This window comes from Streptomyces sp. ISL-43 (assembly GCF_018614195.1).
Classification (GTDB): domain Bacteria; phylum Actinomycetota; class Actinomycetes; order Streptomycetales; family Streptomycetaceae; genus Streptomyces.
In genome coordinates this window covers 41,913-55,679 of the sequence record NZ_JAGGOT010000004.1, presented here as the reverse complement: position 1 = coordinate 55,679, position 13,767 = coordinate 41,913, and the positions used below count along the sequence as shown (strand labels likewise).

17 protein-coding genes are annotated in these 13,767 nt (G+C 72.7%); 7 read left to right on the top strand and 10 right to left on the bottom strand.

The window, feature by feature from the left end:
• Positions 1-37 precede the first annotated feature (37 nt).
• Positions 38-1,039: a porphobilinogen synthase gene (gene hemB / locus J7F03_RS03270; RefSeq protein WP_214947098.1), complete on the top strand. Its 1,002-nt coding sequence runs from the start codon at positions 38-40 to the stop codon at positions 1,037-1,039.
• Here the strand turns inward: hemB and J7F03_RS03265 are convergent.
• On the bottom strand, positions 1,036-1,428 hold the full coding sequence (locus J7F03_RS03265; RefSeq protein WP_214947097.1) for a hypothetical protein: 393 nt from the start codon (positions 1,426-1,428) through the stop codon (positions 1,036-1,038). The two genes, hemB and J7F03_RS03265, sit on opposite strands and share 4 nt — an antisense overlap.
• 99 nt (positions 1,429-1,527) lie before the next feature.
• Complete coding sequence (locus J7F03_RS03260; RefSeq protein ID WP_214947096.1) at positions 1,528-1,677, bottom strand: hypothetical protein; 150 nt, start codon at positions 1,675-1,677, stop codon at positions 1,528-1,530.
• Positions 1,678-1,859: 182 nt separating this feature from the next.
• Between J7F03_RS03260 and J7F03_RS03255 the strand changes: the two genes are divergently transcribed.
• On the top strand, positions 1,860-2,132 hold the full coding sequence (locus J7F03_RS03255; protein ID WP_214947095.1) for a DUF1876 domain-containing protein: 273 nt from the start codon (positions 1,860-1,862) through the stop codon (positions 2,130-2,132).
• Between the two features lie 149 nt (positions 2,133-2,281).
• Here J7F03_RS03255 and J7F03_RS03250 read toward each other — a convergent pair whose 3' ends face one another.
• Positions 2,282-3,022, bottom strand: a complete 741-nt coding sequence (locus J7F03_RS03250; RefSeq protein WP_214947118.1) for an ABC transporter permease — start codon at positions 3,020-3,022, stop codon at positions 2,282-2,284.
• A gap of 104 nt (positions 3,023-3,126) precedes the next feature.
• Positions 3,127-4,122: an ABC transporter ATP-binding protein gene (locus J7F03_RS03245; protein ID WP_214947094.1), complete on the bottom strand. Its 996-nt coding sequence runs from the start codon at positions 4,120-4,122 to the stop codon at positions 3,127-3,129.
• A gap of 111 nt (positions 4,123-4,233) precedes the next feature.
• Between J7F03_RS03245 and J7F03_RS03240 the strand changes: the two genes are divergently transcribed.
• A complete protein-coding gene (locus J7F03_RS03240) occupies positions 4,234-5,022 on the top strand; it encodes a TetR/AcrR family transcriptional regulator (RefSeq protein ID WP_214947093.1) in 789 nt (262 codons plus the stop codon).
• On the opposite strand, the gene J7F03_RS03235 is transcribed toward J7F03_RS03240, so the two are convergent.
• Together J7F03_RS03235 and J7F03_RS03230 are read right to left on the bottom strand one after the other, a co-directional pair.
• Complete coding sequence (locus tag J7F03_RS03235) at positions 5,000-5,245, bottom strand: DUF397 domain-containing protein (protein WP_214947092.1); 246 nt, start codon at positions 5,243-5,245, stop codon at positions 5,000-5,002. The two genes, J7F03_RS03240 and J7F03_RS03235, sit on opposite strands and share 23 nt — an antisense overlap.
• On the bottom strand, positions 5,242-6,027 hold the full coding sequence (locus J7F03_RS03230; protein ID WP_251071346.1) for a helix-turn-helix transcriptional regulator: 786 nt from the start codon (positions 6,025-6,027) through the stop codon (positions 5,242-5,244). Before J7F03_RS03230 ends, J7F03_RS03235 begins: the two co-directional genes overlap by 4 nt.
• Positions 6,028-6,179: 152 nt before the next feature.
• On the opposite strand from J7F03_RS03230, the gene J7F03_RS03225 reads away from it, so the two are divergent.
• From J7F03_RS03225 to J7F03_RS42245, 3 genes are read left to right on the top strand one after another with little or no spacing between them, the layout of a single operon-like run.
• The gene (locus J7F03_RS03225; protein ID WP_308378993.1) at positions 6,180-6,575 is read left to right on the top strand and encodes an ATP-binding protein; all 396 of its coding nucleotides are present in this window, start codon (positions 6,180-6,182) and stop codon (positions 6,573-6,575) included.
• Positions 6,576-6,611: 36 nt separating this feature from the next.
• Complete coding sequence (locus J7F03_RS03220; RefSeq protein WP_214947090.1) at positions 6,612-6,983, top strand: hypothetical protein; 372 nt, start codon at positions 6,612-6,614, stop codon at positions 6,981-6,983.
• Entirely contained in the window at positions 6,980-9,415 is a 2,436-nt protein-coding gene (locus tag J7F03_RS42245) for a tetratricopeptide repeat protein (protein ID WP_214947089.1), read from the top strand. Before J7F03_RS03220 ends, J7F03_RS42245 begins: the two co-directional genes overlap by 4 nt.
• Here J7F03_RS42245 and J7F03_RS03210 read toward each other — a convergent pair.
• The 4 genes from J7F03_RS03210 to J7F03_RS03195 form a co-directional block, all read right to left on the bottom strand.
• Positions 9,405-9,857 carry a hypothetical protein gene (locus J7F03_RS03210; RefSeq protein ID WP_251071345.1) on the bottom strand — a complete coding sequence of 151 codons (453 nt, stop codon included), beginning with the start codon at positions 9,855-9,857 and terminating at the stop codon, positions 9,405-9,407. The genes J7F03_RS42245 and J7F03_RS03210 overlap by 11 nt on opposite strands.
• Positions 9,854-10,396, bottom strand: coding sequence for an RNA polymerase sigma factor (locus tag J7F03_RS03205; RefSeq protein WP_214947087.1), 543 nt, complete (start codon positions 10,394-10,396; stop codon positions 9,854-9,856). The genes J7F03_RS03210 and J7F03_RS03205 overlap by 4 nt, the downstream gene beginning before the upstream one ends.
• On the bottom strand, positions 10,393-10,833 hold the full coding sequence (locus tag J7F03_RS03200) for a DUF3995 domain-containing protein (RefSeq protein WP_214947086.1): 441 nt from the start codon (positions 10,831-10,833) through the stop codon (positions 10,393-10,395). The genes J7F03_RS03205 and J7F03_RS03200 overlap by 4 nt, the downstream gene beginning before the upstream one ends.
• A gap of 119 nt (positions 10,834-10,952) precedes the next feature.
• Positions 10,953-11,750 (bottom strand): VOC family protein, encoded by a 798-nt coding sequence (locus J7F03_RS03195; RefSeq protein WP_214947116.1) that lies wholly within the window; start codon positions 11,748-11,750, stop codon positions 10,953-10,955.
• A 237-nt stretch (positions 11,751-11,987) separates the two neighbouring features.
• Here J7F03_RS03195 and J7F03_RS40730 point away from each other — a divergent pair, with 237 nt between their 5' ends.
• The gene (locus tag J7F03_RS40730; RefSeq protein ID WP_251071344.1) at positions 11,988-13,724 is read left to right on the top strand and encodes an FG-GAP-like repeat-containing protein; all 1,737 of its coding nucleotides are present in this window, start codon (positions 11,988-11,990) and stop codon (positions 13,722-13,724) included.
• Positions 13,725-13,767 lie beyond the last annotated feature (43 nt).

Here is a 13,767-nt window from a genome sequence, read left to right as displayed (position 1 = left end):
TCCGGACTGTTCTCGATGCTCGAAGAGGCGACTGAAGATGAGCACGTACGGATCCTTCCCCGGATCGCGGCCCCGGCGGCTGCGCACCACCCCGGCGATGCGGCGCATGGTCGCGGAGACCAGGCTGCACCCCTCGGACCTGATCCTCCCGGCGTTCGTACGGGAGGGCATCAGCGAGCCGCTCGCCATCTCGGCGATGCCGGGCGTGGTCCAGCACACCCGGGACACGCTGCGCAAGGCCGCCGTCGAGGCGGTCGAGGCGGGCGTCTCGGGGATCATGCTGTTCGGGGTCCCGGCCGACGAGAACAAGGACGCGCGGGGCACGGCGGGCACCGAGCCGGACGGGATCCTGCAGGTCGCGATCCGCGACGTGAAGGCCGAGGTCGGGGACGACCTGGTGATCATGTCGGACCTGTGCCTGGACGAGTACACCGATCACGGGCACTGCGGGGTCCTGGACGAGCACGGGCGCGTGGACAACGACGCGACGCTGGAGCGCTACGCCGAGATGGCGCAGGTCCAGGCCGACGCGGGCGTCCACGTGGTCGGCCCCAGCGGGATGATGGACGGCCAGGTCGGCGTCATCCGCGACGCGCTGGACGAGACGGGCCACGAGGACGTCTCGATCCTCGCGTACACGGCGAAGTACTCCTCCGCCTTCTACGGCCCGTTCCGCGAGGCCGTCGCCTCCTCGCTCCAGGGCGACCGCAAGAGCTACCAGCAGGACCCGGCGAACGCCCGGGAGTCGCTGCGCGAGCTCGCCCTCGACCTGGAGGAGGGCGCCGACATGGTGATGGTCAAGCCGGCCGGACCGTACCTCGACATCCTGTACCGGGTCGCGCAGGCGGTCGACGTACCGGTGGCCGCGTACCAGATCAGCGGCGAGTTCGCGATGATCGAGGCGGCGGCGGAGAAGGGCTGGATCGAACGCGACCGGGCCATCCTGGAGACCCTGCTCGGCATCAAGCGGGCGGGCGCGGACACGATCCTGACGTACTGGGCGACCGAAGTGGCGGGTTGGCTGCGCGCGGAGCGCTAAGGCCAGTCGACGATCCCGTAGAAGACGGCGTAGTCGAGGGCCACGGCCGCCGGGGCGGTGAGCGCGAGCACCACCCGGCGGCCGGAGTTGCGCCGCTCCCAGGGCAGGGCCCAGGCGGCGACGAGCAGGCCCAGGACCAGGAGCAGCCCGGCTGCGAAGACGGTGAAGGCGACGCCGTAGGAGGCGTCGAACCGGTCACTGGCGGTGTCCCCGCAGGAGTCGCAGGCCATCGGCGACAGCGCGACGAAGAACAACGCGACGGCGCCGAGCGGCAGCGTCAGCAGGCTGGAGACGAGCGGGGCGATGAACGCCCGGGGGTCCCGCGAGGGATCCAGGCCGGGGGCCAGGTCCCGGCCCAGGTCCGGCCCCGTGTTCCGGTTCAGGTTCATGACGCCAGTCAACCGGGGCGGGGGAGTCGGCACATGAGTGCGGGTACTCACTTCGGTCGGGCCCGGGTCACGGGGTGTCGTCCCCGATGGCGCGACGTCCTAGTAGCGGATCTTGTTGATGCGGATCGCTCCCGTGCCGCTGCCCTCGATGCGCACGGTCTTGCCGCAGGCGCTCGCGGGCGCCGAGGCCAGGAAGAGAGTGGCGAGCGCGAGCCCGAGGGCGAACACGATCGTTTTGATCTTCGGCATGTGGGGTTCCTTCCGTTCACGGACCGCTGCGTTCTGTGATCGATCGGTCGCGGTCCGTGGTCATCGGCGCGCGGCGCGCCGCGCGAGCGGGATTGCCCCAGATGCCCGAACGCCTGAACTCGCGCTCCACCCGCCGCAGGCGCACCCTGGGAGGGAGGGTGACCCCCTGGAGGTGATGCACCATGTCCACGCTCGTCGGGTGGCACGCGGAGCTCGAATTCACCGAGGAGGGCCACCGCACCAGTGCGGCGGCCCTGGTCAGGCTCGGGGACGGCTCCGAGATAAGGGCGCACGGCTACGCCATGCGCCACCCCTCCGACCCGGAGCAGCTGCGGGTCGGGGAAGAGATCGCGGGCGCTCGCGCGCTCATGGACCTCGCGTCCCAGATGCTGCAGAAGGCCCACTCGGAGATCGACGAGGTGACGGGACGCCATTCCTATCCGCTCAATCGGTAGCGGCTGACGACAGCCGCCGACCGCCCACCGCGAGCCGCCGCGCCACCGCACCGGCTGGGCGCGACCGGTCAGCCCGCGGCGCGGCTCCCCCCGGAGCCGCGCCGCGGGGCGGTGCGCGGCCGCTTCCCGGCCGCCTCGGCGCACCGCACCTAGCGCGTCCGCCGTTCGAAGAAAACGGCCGCCAGGGTCACGGACACCACACCGATGGCCGCGCACCACGCCAGGGCCACCCAGGGGGCGTCGCCCGTCGGCTGGGCCAGGAGCAGGGCCCGGAGGGATTCGATCACCGGGGTCAGCGGCTGGTGGTCGGCGAAGCCGTGGAGCCAGCCGGGCATGGTGTCGATGGGGACGAACGCGCTGGACGGGTACGGCAGGAACATCATCAGGAAGGTGAAGCCGCCCGCCGCCTCCGGCGTGCCGGCGAGCAGCCCGAGCGTCGCGGCCAGCCACGAGATCGCGGTGATGTACGCGACCAGGAGCGCGGCCGAGGCCAGGAAGCCGGGCAGCGAGGCCTGCGGGCGGAAGCCGATGGCGAGGGCGACGGCCAGGACCAGGCCGGTGGACACGAGATTGCGCAGGACCGAGGCCGCGACGTGCCCGGCCAGGATCGGTACGCCGCCGATGTCCAGGGACCGGAAGCGGTCGATCACGCCGTCCTTCATGTCGGTGGCGACGCTGACGGCGGTGCTCGCCGCGCCGAAGCCCGCGCAGAGCAGCATCGCTCCCGGGACCACGTAGGTCACGTAGGTCGTCCCGGTGTCGATGGCCCCGCCGAAGAAGTACACGAAGATGAGCATCAGCATGACCGGCAGCATCAAGGCCGTGATCAGGACGTCCGGTTGACGGCTGCTGATGCGGAGGCTGCGCCCGGCCAGGGCGAGGGACGCCACGGCGACGGCGGGGCGTGTCGGGGGAACGGCGGGGCGGGCCGCAACGGCGGTCCCGGCGGCGGTTCCGGTTCCGGTGGTGTGGGCGGCGGTAGTTCCAGAGGTGGTCACGGAGCGGCTCCCGTCAGGGTGAGGAACACGTCGTCGAGGGTGGCGCCGCGGACCGTGAAGCGGTCCACGGCCGTGTGGTCCGGGTCGAGTTCGTCGAGCAGGGACCGGACGTGGGCGGCGCTGCCGTCGGTGGGCAGGCTGAGGCCGAGCTCCTCCGGCGCGAGGGTGAGGCCCTCCGCGGCAACGGCGGCCCCCTCCGCCCCGGCGGCGGGCTCTCCCGCTGCGAGCCGGACCGCGCGCGGGGCCAGTGCGTCGTAGGCGGCCCGGCTGGCGAGGGTCATGTCGAGGCGGTGGCCCGCCACGCGGGACTTGAGGTCCGACGGGGTGCCTTCGGCGGCGATCCGCCCGCCGGCCAGGACGGCCACGCGGTCGGCGAGCCGGTCGGCCTCCTCCAGGTACTGGGTGGTGAGCAGCACGCTCGTGCCGTCGGCGCGCAGTTCCCGTACGAGTTCCCACAGGTCCTGGCGGCTGCGCGGGTCGAGCCCGGCGGTCGGCTCGTCCAGGAAGATCACTTCGGGCCGGGCGACGAGGCTCGCGGCGAGGTCGAGGCGGCGGCGCATGCCGCCCGAGTAGGTCTTCGCCGTGCGCCCGGCGGCTTCGGCGAGTCCGAAGCGGGAGAGGAGTTCGTCGGCGCGGGACCGGGCGGCGCGGGCGGAGAGTCCGGAGAGTCGGCCGGTCATGCGGAGCATCTCGGCGCCGGTCTGGAGGTCGTCGACGGCGGCGAACTGCCCGGTGAGGCTGATGCTTCGGCGGACGCGGGCTCGTTCGGCGGTGATGTCGTACCCGGCGACGCGCGCGGTGCCGGAGCCGGGGTCGGGTGCGGTGAGGGTGGCGAGGAGGCGGACCGTGGTGGTCTTGCCCGCGCCGTTGGGGCCGAGGAGGGCGAGGACGCTGCCGCGCGGGACGGCCAGGTCGACGCCGTCGAGGACGCGGAGGCCTCCGTAGGACTTGGTCAGGCCAGTGGCGTGGATGCCGAGGTCGTTCGTGGTCATCGGGACCACGCTCCCTTCTGCATTGCGTTCTGCGTATGCAGTACGCGCTTCTGTGTAAGTAATACACAGAACTAGGATGTGGGTCAACGACGAAAGCGGGAGCGGGCGGCCATGGCGAAGGAGCCGGAGAGGGAACCGGTGGAAGGCACCGGGCTTCCGGCGAGCCTGGAAATGGCCTGGGGCCTGCGCGAACGCCCCGGCAAGGGGCCGCGCCCCACGCTGACGCTTTCCCGGATCGTGGAGGCGGCCGTGTCCCTCGCCGCAACCGAGGGGATGGACGCCGTCTCGATGGGGCGGGTGGCCAAGGAACTGGGCGTCTCGACGATGTCCCTCTACCGGTACGTCACGGCGAAGGAAGAGCTCTACATCCTGATGTCGGACGCGGGCGTCGGCATCCCTCCGGAACCGGTTCCCTCCGGGGGTTCGGGCGGGGGCGCGGGCTGGCGGGAGCTGCTGACCGACTGGGCGTACGCGCAGCGAGCCGTCCTGATGGCCAACTCCTGGATCCTGCGCATCCCGATCACGGCCCCGCCGGCCACCCCGAACCAGCTGGCCTGGATGGAACGCGGGCTCGCGGCGCTCGCCGGCACCGGCCTGGAGGAGAGCGAGAAGCTCTCCACGATCATCCTGATCGGCGGCCTCGTACGGAACGAGGCGACCATGGCCGCGGACATGATGGACGCCATCGTGAAGTCAGGGGTCTCGCCGGACCAGGTGGTGGGCCAGTACGTACGCATGCTGAGGCTGCTGACCGACCCGGAGCGCCACCCGGCGGTGACGCGGCTGCTGGAGTCCTCGGCGTTCACCGGCTCGGACGAGCCGGACTTCCAGTTCCGCTTCGGCCTGGGCCGCCTGCTGGACGGCCTGGCCGAACTGATCAGCGAGCGGTCCACTCCGTAAGGGCGGCCCAGGCGGCGGGGGCGAGGTCCAGGACGGGGCCGTCGGTGACCTTGCTGTCGCGGACGTGGACCTGGGTCGCGCAGGTGGCGACCTCTACGCACTGGCCGCCATCGGTGTCGCTGTACGAGGACTTCCGCCAGGCGACGGCCACTTCCAGGCAGGCGCCGCCGTCGGTGTCGCTGTAGCTGGACTTGAACCACTTCAGTGCGGTGGTGGGACTCATTGCTCTCCTAGCAGGTGGTCCAACAGGCCTCTCGTTTGCTCGGTATTGAGGGCCTGAGTCCGCAGCATTGCATACTTGCGCGACAGGATGCTGACCTCGTCCGGAGCGGAGATCAGCAGGCTGCCGTGCTGTGTCTCGGAGTAGGCGAGCTGCTGATGATCCGGGGTTTCCAGCAGGATGAACGGACCGTTGAGACCGGCATGTGTGGTGCGGCCGAAGGGCATCACCTGCAGGGTGACGTTAGGGAGGTCCATACAGGTGAGCAAGTGGCGCAGCTGCTCCGAGTAGACCGCATCCCCGCCGATGCGGTCCTTGAGTACGGCTTCCCAGACGATGAAGCTGAGGCTCGGCGGGACCTTGCGGCGCAGGATTTCTTGTCGCTCGACGCGCCTCGCGGTCAGGGTTTCGATCTCCTCCTCTGCGCGGGCCGGGACGCGAATGCGGAAGAGTGCCCGGGCGTAGTTCTCCGTCTGCAGGAGACCCGGGAAGCGCATGCACTCGTACCAGGACAGCGCGACAGCCTGGTGCTCCAGGTCCATGTACTCCTCGGCCCACGGCGGTGTCGCGTCCACGGTGGGCATCTCGTGCGCGGCGACGGTCAGGATGCCCGGTAGTCCCAGATGGCGGTCCATCAACTCCGCGACGTTCGGCATCAGCGCCCGTCGGCCCTGCTCGATCGACGCGATGGTCTCTGCGTCCTGGCGGACCAGCTCTCCGAGCTGTTTCTGGGTCAGGTTCTTTGCGGTTCGGGCCGCGGCCACCTGGGCGCCGACCATCTTCATGGTCGTCGCGTTCGGCCGTGCTCGTTTCCTCGGTGGCATGACAGCGAACTCCCCGCCCGTGCACGTGGACTACCCCACGCCGACCCGTACTCATCAATGAGTACGGGTCGGCGCTCAGCAATACGGTAGTCACGGCGAGCGACGATCGTCCCGTGAATCTGCATACTCAAGCCGCCCTGCTGAGCGAGCGGCTCTACCTGCGCAATCCCCAAACCGTCGCAGCTGCACGCCAGTTCACACGTGACACCTTGCACGCGTGGGGGAGGGTCGACCGGGACGGCGCGGTGTCGCTCTGCGTGAGCGAGCTGGCGACCAACGCCCTGCGGCACGGCGTCCCGCGCGGCCGGGGGTACCTGCTGCGGCTGCTCACCTTCGACGGGACGGTCCGGATCGAGGTCCACGACAGCGGCCCCGGGCTCTCGCGGGTGACGGGAGGGCCGCCCGGGCGGGGCCTGACGCTCGTCGGGGCGCTGGCCGACGAATGGGGGGTGCTGCCCCGGGCGCCGGGGAAGGTCGTTTGGTGCGAATTCCGGGGATCCGGCTGCTAGTTTCGGCTTCCCTGGGAGTTCGATCGAGGGGGGCCAATGTCGCGTCCGCTGCGGTGGGTCGTGGTCGTCGGGGGCACGGGGATCGCGTTCCTGGTCGGCTTCAGGCTGGGAGTGTGGGACCCCTTCGGATGGCTGCCCGAGAAGGAGTCGGACCGGGTGTCGGCGGCCGCCGGCTTCGGCGGGGCCATGGCGGCCGTGTGCGCGCTGGTCGGCGGCTGGTGGGCCGGTGGTGGCGGTGACGGCGGGAGCTCCGTACGGCAGCGCGCCCGCGCCTCCGGCACCAGCCGGATCACGCAGAGCGCCGCGGGCGGCGCCCCCGGCCAGGTGGAACAGCAGGCGCGCGCCGACGACGACTCCCGCGTCCAGCAGAACGCCGGCGGTGAGCGGCAGCCGGACCCGGCCCCGTGACGGCGGAGCAGCGGGCACGGGCCGAGGGGGACGCGCGGATCACGCAGATCGCGGTGGCGGGGGACTACGTCGCCCACGCGCCCGGGGCCGGTCCGCCGCCCCCGGCCTCGCCCGGTCTGCCCGCTCCGCCCGCCGCGCTCGTCGGGCGGGACCGCTCGGTCAAGGAGCTGACGGACCTGCTCGACGAGGGCGGGGCCCCGGTGACGGTCGTGGCCGGCCTCCCCGGCGTCGGCAAGAGCGCGCTGGCCGTCGCGACGGCCCACCGGGTCCTGGAACGCGGGTGGTTCGAGGACCGGGTGTTCTTCCTCCAACTGCGCGGCTACGCCCCGAACGGCGCGGTGAGCGGGCCGCAGGCGGTGCGGGAGATGCTCCGGTACCTCGGGATCAGGGACGCGGACGTGCCGCCGTCCCCCGACGGGCAGGTGGCGCTGTACCGGGCGCGACTGGCCGCACTGGCCCGGGACGGCCGACGGGTCCTGATCGTGGCGGACGACGCCGGGTCGGTGTCCCAGGCGCAGGACCTCGTACCGCCCGACGGCACGCACCGGCTGCTGGTGACCTCGCGCCACCAGCTCCTCGCGCCGGGGTTCACACCGAGGCTGCTCGGCCTCGACGAGCTGGCGGCGGAGCCCGCGGCGGAGCTGCTCGCGGGCGCGCTGCTGCGGACCTGGCCGGAGGATCCGCGTCCGGCGCGGGAGCCCGAGGCGCTGGCGCGGATCGCGGAGCACTGCGGGCGGCTGCCGCTGGCCCTGACGGTGGCGGGGGCGCTGCTTGCGGGGGATCCGGGGCTGGCGGCGGGGGAGTTGGCGGGGGAGCTGGCGCAGGCGCGGACCCGGCTGGAGAAGCTGCACGTCGACGGTGACGTGCCGGTCGGCGTCCGGGTGGCGTTCGACCTGTCGTACGCGAGGCTCCCGGTGGACCAGGCCCGGATCTTCCGGCTGCTGACGGTGGTTCCGGGGCCGGACTGTTCCACGCGCTATGCCCACATGGTCACCCGCGCGAACGAGGTCGAGCCCGAGGACCTGGAAGTCGCGTGGGCGGCCTTGCGGCGCGAACTGGCCGCCCTCGTACGGGCCAGCCTGCTGACCGAGCAGCCGGTCGGCTCAGGGCGGTGGCGGATGCACGACCTGGTACGGCTGTACGCGCTGGAGCGGGCCAAGGAGTACGCCGACGAGGACGGTCGGGAGGCCTTGATCGACGAGTTCCTCGAGATGTTGGTCACCGTCGCCGAAGTGGTCCAGCAGACCCTGGGCGTGAAGCGGTGGGAGGGAGGCTTGGCGTCCCTCTTCTCGGTGGAACAGGCGCTGGAGTGGTTCGAGGGCGAACGGGCCATGCTGGTGAACTCGGTGGGGTTCGCCGCGGACAGCGGCCGGGTGGAGACCGCGCTCCAGCTGGTCGACCGCATTGGCGCGGTCCTCCAGGTCTACGGCTACGAGCAGGACATGATCGTGGTCATGAGGGACGGGCTGGAGCTGGCCCGGCGGTACCGCCACCTCATGGTCAGCGCGGCCCTGTGCAACCTGAGCACCGCACTCATCAGCGCGCGGCACATGGAGGAGGCGACCGGGCATCTGGCGGAGGCCCTCTCGCTGTCCAGGGAGACCGGCGACCTCTACGGGCAGGGCCGCGCGATGACCTTGCTGGGCAGTGCCTACCGGCACATGAACCGGTTCGAGGAGGCGCGCGCTGCCCACGAGGAGGCATTGGTGGTCTTCCGTGAGCTGGGCATGCGGAGCGAGGAGGGCATGGCGCTGGCGTGTCTCGGTGAGACCTTGGGGTTGCTGGGGCGGCTGACCGAGTCCGTCTCCGTGCTCCGCGAGGCCGTCGCCGTCATGCGGGAGATCGGGGACAGACATCAGGAGGCTGCCCTGTCCGAGGATCTGGGGTTCGTGCTCTGGCGGACCGGAAGCCGTGAGGAGTCCCTGGCCGTCCGGGAGAAGGCGCGCGCCGTGATGATCGAGCTGGGCAACCGGGTGGCGGCCGCCGACGCGCTGTTGGGGCTCGGTGATTCGCTCTTCGGGGCCGAGCCTGCGGAAGAGGCGCTGACGCACTACCAAGAAGCCCTCGCCCTGTACGAGCAGGCGGGGAAGACGAAGGGCACGGGCATCGCGCTGGGCCGGCTGGGCCTGTGCCATCAGGTGGCGGGCAGGCTGGGGGAGTCGCTGGACGCGCTGCAGCGGTCCTGCTCCCTCCTCGCCGGCACGGGAGACCGCGGCAACGAGGCCATGGCGTTGTCCGGACTGGCCGTCACGCTGGCGAGGCTGGGCCGTGATGCCGAGGCCGCCGACGCCCTCGACCGGGCGGCGGACCTGTACGAGCTCGTGGGCGACGCCGAGACCGCCGCCGTGTCCCGCACGGTCGCGGCGCAGGCCCGCCGGCCGCCCCCCGAAGCCACGCCGCCCCGCCGCCGGCGCGAGCGCTTCAGGCGCTGACCCGCCCCGCCAGGCGGGTCATCGCCTCCCGGAGTTCGCGTTCCGCGCCCACCGGGACGATCGAGGCGCGGCCGGGAACCCGTACGCCGCCCGTCAGGGCTACGCGGGTGCCGCCGCCCGGTTCCGGGGCGGCCGCCATGCCGATGATCAGGAAGCGGCTCTGGAGCCAGCACCAGCCCGGGCGCAGGACGCCGCGGAAGTGGGCGCGCGGGCCGTACTTGCTGCGGGCCAGGGCCTCTACGCGGTCGCCCGTGACCCGAAGCACGCGGACGGTGCGCATGTCCGGCTGGAAATGGCCGAACTCGCCCTCCAGGTCGGACATGACCGCCCAGACGGCCTCCAGGGGGGCCGGGAGGACCCGTTCGACGACCCGGGCTCCCGGGACGCCGGCCGCCATGATGCGGAGCCGGGCGACCGGGTCGACCGCGTTCGCGTACGTCATGAGGACCACGCCTTCCGGAAGCTCGTACGGGCCCGGTGGAGCCGGGACTTGGCGGTGCCGGGCGGGACGCCGAGCAGGGCGGCGGCGGACTCCTCGTCCAGGCCCTCCACGTCCCGGAGCACCAGGACGGCCCGGTGGGCGGGCGAGAGCCGGGCCAGGACGTCCTCGATGTCGGCGGCCAGCTGCGGATCGCCCCGGCCGGGTACGTCGGCCAGTTCGGCCGGGCGGTCGCGGGCCGCGCGCCGGGCGGTGCGGACGGCCTCGCGGACCGCGATGGCCCGGACCCAGCCGTACAGGGTCTCCGGGTCCCGCAGGGAGCGCAGGGACCGGAAGACGGCGAGCAGGGCCTCCTGCGTGGCGTCCGGGCCGTCCGCGAGGGCGATCGGCGTGCAGATCCGGGCGATGTACGGGGTCAGGTGGTCGAGGAGGTCGTGCAGGGCCAGGGTGTTGCCGCCCCGGGCCGCACGGGCGAGGGCGACCCCGCGGTCGCGGGCGGCCTGGGTGAGGGGCCCGGCGAGGGGGCTGCCCGGCGCGCTCACCGGGCTCGCGCCAGACGGGCCGCCGCCCAGCCGAAGCCGAGGCAGGCGGGGGTGTAGAGGGCCAGGTTGAGGGTGTGGAAGGGGCTGCCGGGCGGGTTGTCGAGGAGACCGGCGGCCCAGCCCAGGCCCGCGAGGCCCCGTACGGCCAGCCCGGCGGCGACGGCCGCGGTGACCATGCGGGTGGCCCGGCGGATCGGGGCGCCGCCCAGGCGCTGGGTGTGGGCGAGGACGCCGGCCGCGCCGGCGAGGGTGAGCGCGAACGACAGGACGACGGGCGGGGCGAAGGACACCTCCGTGCCGAGCACGGCCAGGGACAGCGCCCGCCCGTCGGGGGCGGGCCAGGTGGCGCCGGTGGCCCAGTACAGGTGGGCCACCCCGTCGGCGGCGAGCAGCGCGGCGACCGCCGTCCCGGTGCGCCGCCGTGTCGTGTCCTTCATCGTGTGCCCCCTCGGTGGTCGAACGCTCCGGCACACAAAGGAGGGGGCCCGCGGGGGAAACGTTCCCTGTGGGCCCCGTCACACGGGAGGCTTCCTGGCCGTCGCGCGTGGCGTCCGGGTCAGACGGGCTGCTCCGGAGCGGTCGCCGTGATCACCGCGAAGGGCGCGCCCTGTGGGTCCGCCAGGACGGCCATGCGGCCGGCCACCATGTCGAAGGCCGGCATCAGGACCGAGGCGCCGCCGCGGACGGCGGCGGCCTGGACCTCGTCCACGTCGTCGGCGTGGAAGTACGCGAGCCAGTTCGGCGGGGTGCCCGGCGGGAGGTTCTTCAGGTCCATCATCCCGCCCACCGCGCGGCCGCCGACCTTGAACTCCGTGTACCCCTCGGGCCCCGGCGCGTGGGACGCGGCCGTGCTGACCGGCAGGACGGAGGTGTAGAACGCGGCCGCGGCGGGGACGTCGCTGGTGCTCAGCTCGCTCCAGATGAGGGCGCCGTGCTCGTTGACGATGCCCGCGCCGTCGAAGGTGCCCGCCTGCCACAGGCCGAAGGCGGCGCCGGTCGGGTCGGTGACGATGGCCATCCGGCCGAGGTCCATGACGTCCATCGGGCCCATCACGACCGCGCCGTGCGCGTCGGTGACGGACTTGAGGGTGGAGTCGATGGCGTCGGTGGCCAGGTACGTGGTCCACACGGTCGGCGGCATCGGGTCGGGGACGGTGCCGTCCGGGTTCATCGCCTTCATGATCCCGGCGACCGGCTTGCCCTTGAGGGTGCAGACGGAGTACCCGCCGGTCTCGGGCGGGCCGATCTCGCCCTGCCAGCCGAAGAGGTCGGCGTAGAAGTCGAGGGCGGCCTGCTGGTCGGGGACCATCAGGTCGATCCAGCAGGGGGTGCCGGGCTTGTAGGGGCTGTTCATGTCGGGCACGGGGCCCTCCGGGGGTGGGTAGGGGAAGGATGGGCCGTCCCCTACCCGGGCCGTACGGCCCCAAGCGGGCCGTACGGGTGAAGCCGGCGGCTCACGGGCGGGAGCCGCCGGCCTACGGTCACAAGCCGGTGCGGTGGCCCCGCCCTCGCCCGGGAGGCGGGGAGCAGTGATTATTGGGGCGCCCGGCGGGAGTTCCGCCGGTCATCACACTGATCAAAGGGTGGGGAATTGAAGAGATCCGTACGGATGCTCATGTCCGTGGCGGCGACCGTCGCGGCCCTCGGTGCCACGCTCGGCACCGCACTGGTCGCGGCGCCCACGGCCCAGGCCGTGGGAAGCGCGATACCGGCGCAGAACGAGATCCGGGTCGTGTCCTGGAACATCTGCGGAGAGGCCGGCGGCAGCCGGGGAGGCGTGGGCTACTGCCCGTACCGCAACGAGCCGGCCGTGAAGATCGACGAGATCAAGAAGGTCGTCGACGAGCGGCAGGCCAACGTGGTCATGCTGCAGGAGGTCTGCGGCGGCGCCCCCGGCAGCCACATGGCGCTTCTGCAGGAGCGGCTCGGCACCGCATGGTCCATCCGGCACGCCAAGGGCGCGCGCCCCGACGGCCGGACCGACTGCCGGGCCGGCCTGCCCGGCGAACTCGGCATCCTGCTGGCCGTCAAGGGCACCATCACCGACTCGTGGGCCGAGGACACCCTCCCCGACTCCCCGGCCGACGCCCAGACCCTCGCGGCGCTGTGCGTGGCGGTGGAGGGCTGGAGCACCACGCCCTGCACCACGCACATCATCCCCGGGGACGCGAGCCGCGCCGCCGGACAGATCAAGAACGTCAAGGCGTTCGTCGACGCGCACGCCCCCGGCGGCTTCGTCCTCGGCGGCGACTTCAACCGCAACGCCGGCGCGACCGAGATGGCGCCCCTGACCAGCGCGTACGACAGCTGCATCGACGGGTACACGTACCACGGCTGGGACGCCGAGGCGAACGGCGGCCAGGGCGACCACACCTGGCACAAGCTCGACCACCTCTTCACCACGAAGGCGGTCGGCGCGAGCCGCTTCGCCTCCTGCGCCATCGACTCGGCGCGGATGGACACCACCCCGAACAAGGTCGGCGTAGCCCCGAGCGGGGTCTCCGACCACGCCCCCGTCACCGCGGTCCTGCGCGGCGCCCCGGCGGCCGGCGACATGAACGGTGACGGCAAGTCCGACCTGGTCGCCATCGACGACGCGGGCAAGCTCCGCCTTTACGCAGGCCAGGGCAACGGCGGCGTCACCGGCAGCCCGGCCGAAATCGGCAGCGGCGGCTGGGCCGGCGCCTCGGTCTCCCACCGCGGCGACTGGACCGGCAACGGCACCGAGGACATCGTCGCCCGCGTCGGCAGCGAACTGCGCGTCTACCCGAACCGCGGCGACGGCACCCTGGCCTCCCCGGTGCGCATCGGCACCGGCTTCCCCACCGACTCCAAGGTGGTCGGCGTCGGTGACGCCACCGGCGACGGCTACCCGGACGTGATCGCCACCATCGGCGACACCCTGTGGCTGTACGCGGGCGACCCGGCCGCCAACCCCGGTGTGAAGTCCGGAGTGCAGATCGGCCTGCGGGGCTGGTCCCCGATGAGCCTGAGCGCGGCCGGCGACGCCGACCACGACGGCCACGCCGACCTGTTCGCGCGCGACGCGAACGACGAGAAGCTGTGGCTGTACCGGGGCCACGGCGACGGCACCTTCGGCGAGCGCACCGAGTACGGCTACGGCTACGGGACCGGCAACCGGCCCCTGCTGGCCGGCGCGGGCGACGCCGACGGCAACGGGGTCGCGGACATGTGGGCGACCACGAACGAGGGCACGGGCACGCTGCTCTTCTACGCCGGTGAGACCAACGGCGCGGGCAACCCGGTGGACGGCACCCGCACCACGGTCGGTCTGAGCGGCTGGAACACGATCCGCGCGATCAGCTGACGGGCGATCGGCGGACCGCCGATCAGCGGACGCGCGACGCACG

Excerpts from the sequence above, each read along its gene's own strand:
- hemB (WP_214947098.1), top strand. The coding sequence starts at position 38 with ATGAGCACGTACGGATCCTTCCCCGGATCGCGGCCCCGGCGGCTGCGC.
- J7F03_RS03265 (WP_214947097.1), bottom strand. The coding sequence starts at position 1,428 with ATGAACCTGAACCGGAACACGGGGCCGGACCTGGGCCGGGACCTGGCC.
- J7F03_RS03260 (WP_214947096.1), bottom strand. The coding sequence starts at position 1,677 with ATGCCGAAGATCAAAACGATCGTGTTCGCCCTCGGGCTCGCGCTCGCC.
- J7F03_RS03255 (WP_214947095.1), top strand. The coding sequence starts at position 1,860 with ATGTCCACGCTCGTCGGGTGGCACGCGGAGCTCGAATTCACCGAGGAG.
- J7F03_RS03245 (WP_214947094.1), bottom strand. The coding sequence starts at position 4,122 with ATGACCACGAACGACCTCGGCATCCACGCCACTGGCCTGACCAAGTCC.
- J7F03_RS03240 (WP_214947093.1), top strand. The coding sequence starts at position 4,234 with ATGGCGAAGGAGCCGGAGAGGGAACCGGTGGAAGGCACCGGGCTTCCG.
- J7F03_RS03235 (WP_214947092.1), bottom strand. The coding sequence starts at position 5,245 with ATGAGTCCCACCACCGCACTGAAGTGGTTCAAGTCCAGCTACAGCGAC.
- J7F03_RS03230 (WP_251071346.1), bottom strand. The coding sequence starts at position 6,027 with ATGAAGATGGTCGGCGCCCAGGTGGCCGCGGCCCGAACCGCAAAGAAC.
- J7F03_RS03220 (WP_214947090.1), top strand. The coding sequence starts at position 6,612 with ATGTCGCGTCCGCTGCGGTGGGTCGTGGTCGTCGGGGGCACGGGGATC.
- J7F03_RS03210 (WP_251071345.1), bottom strand. The coding sequence starts at position 9,857 with ATGACGTACGCGAACGCGGTCGACCCGGTCGCCCGGCTCCGCATCATG.
- J7F03_RS03200 (WP_214947086.1), bottom strand. The coding sequence starts at position 10,833 with ATGAAGGACACGACACGGCGGCGCACCGGGACGGCGGTCGCCGCGCTG.
- J7F03_RS03195 (WP_214947116.1), bottom strand. The coding sequence starts at position 11,750 with ATGAACAGCCCCTACAAGCCCGGCACCCCCTGCTGGATCGACCTGATG.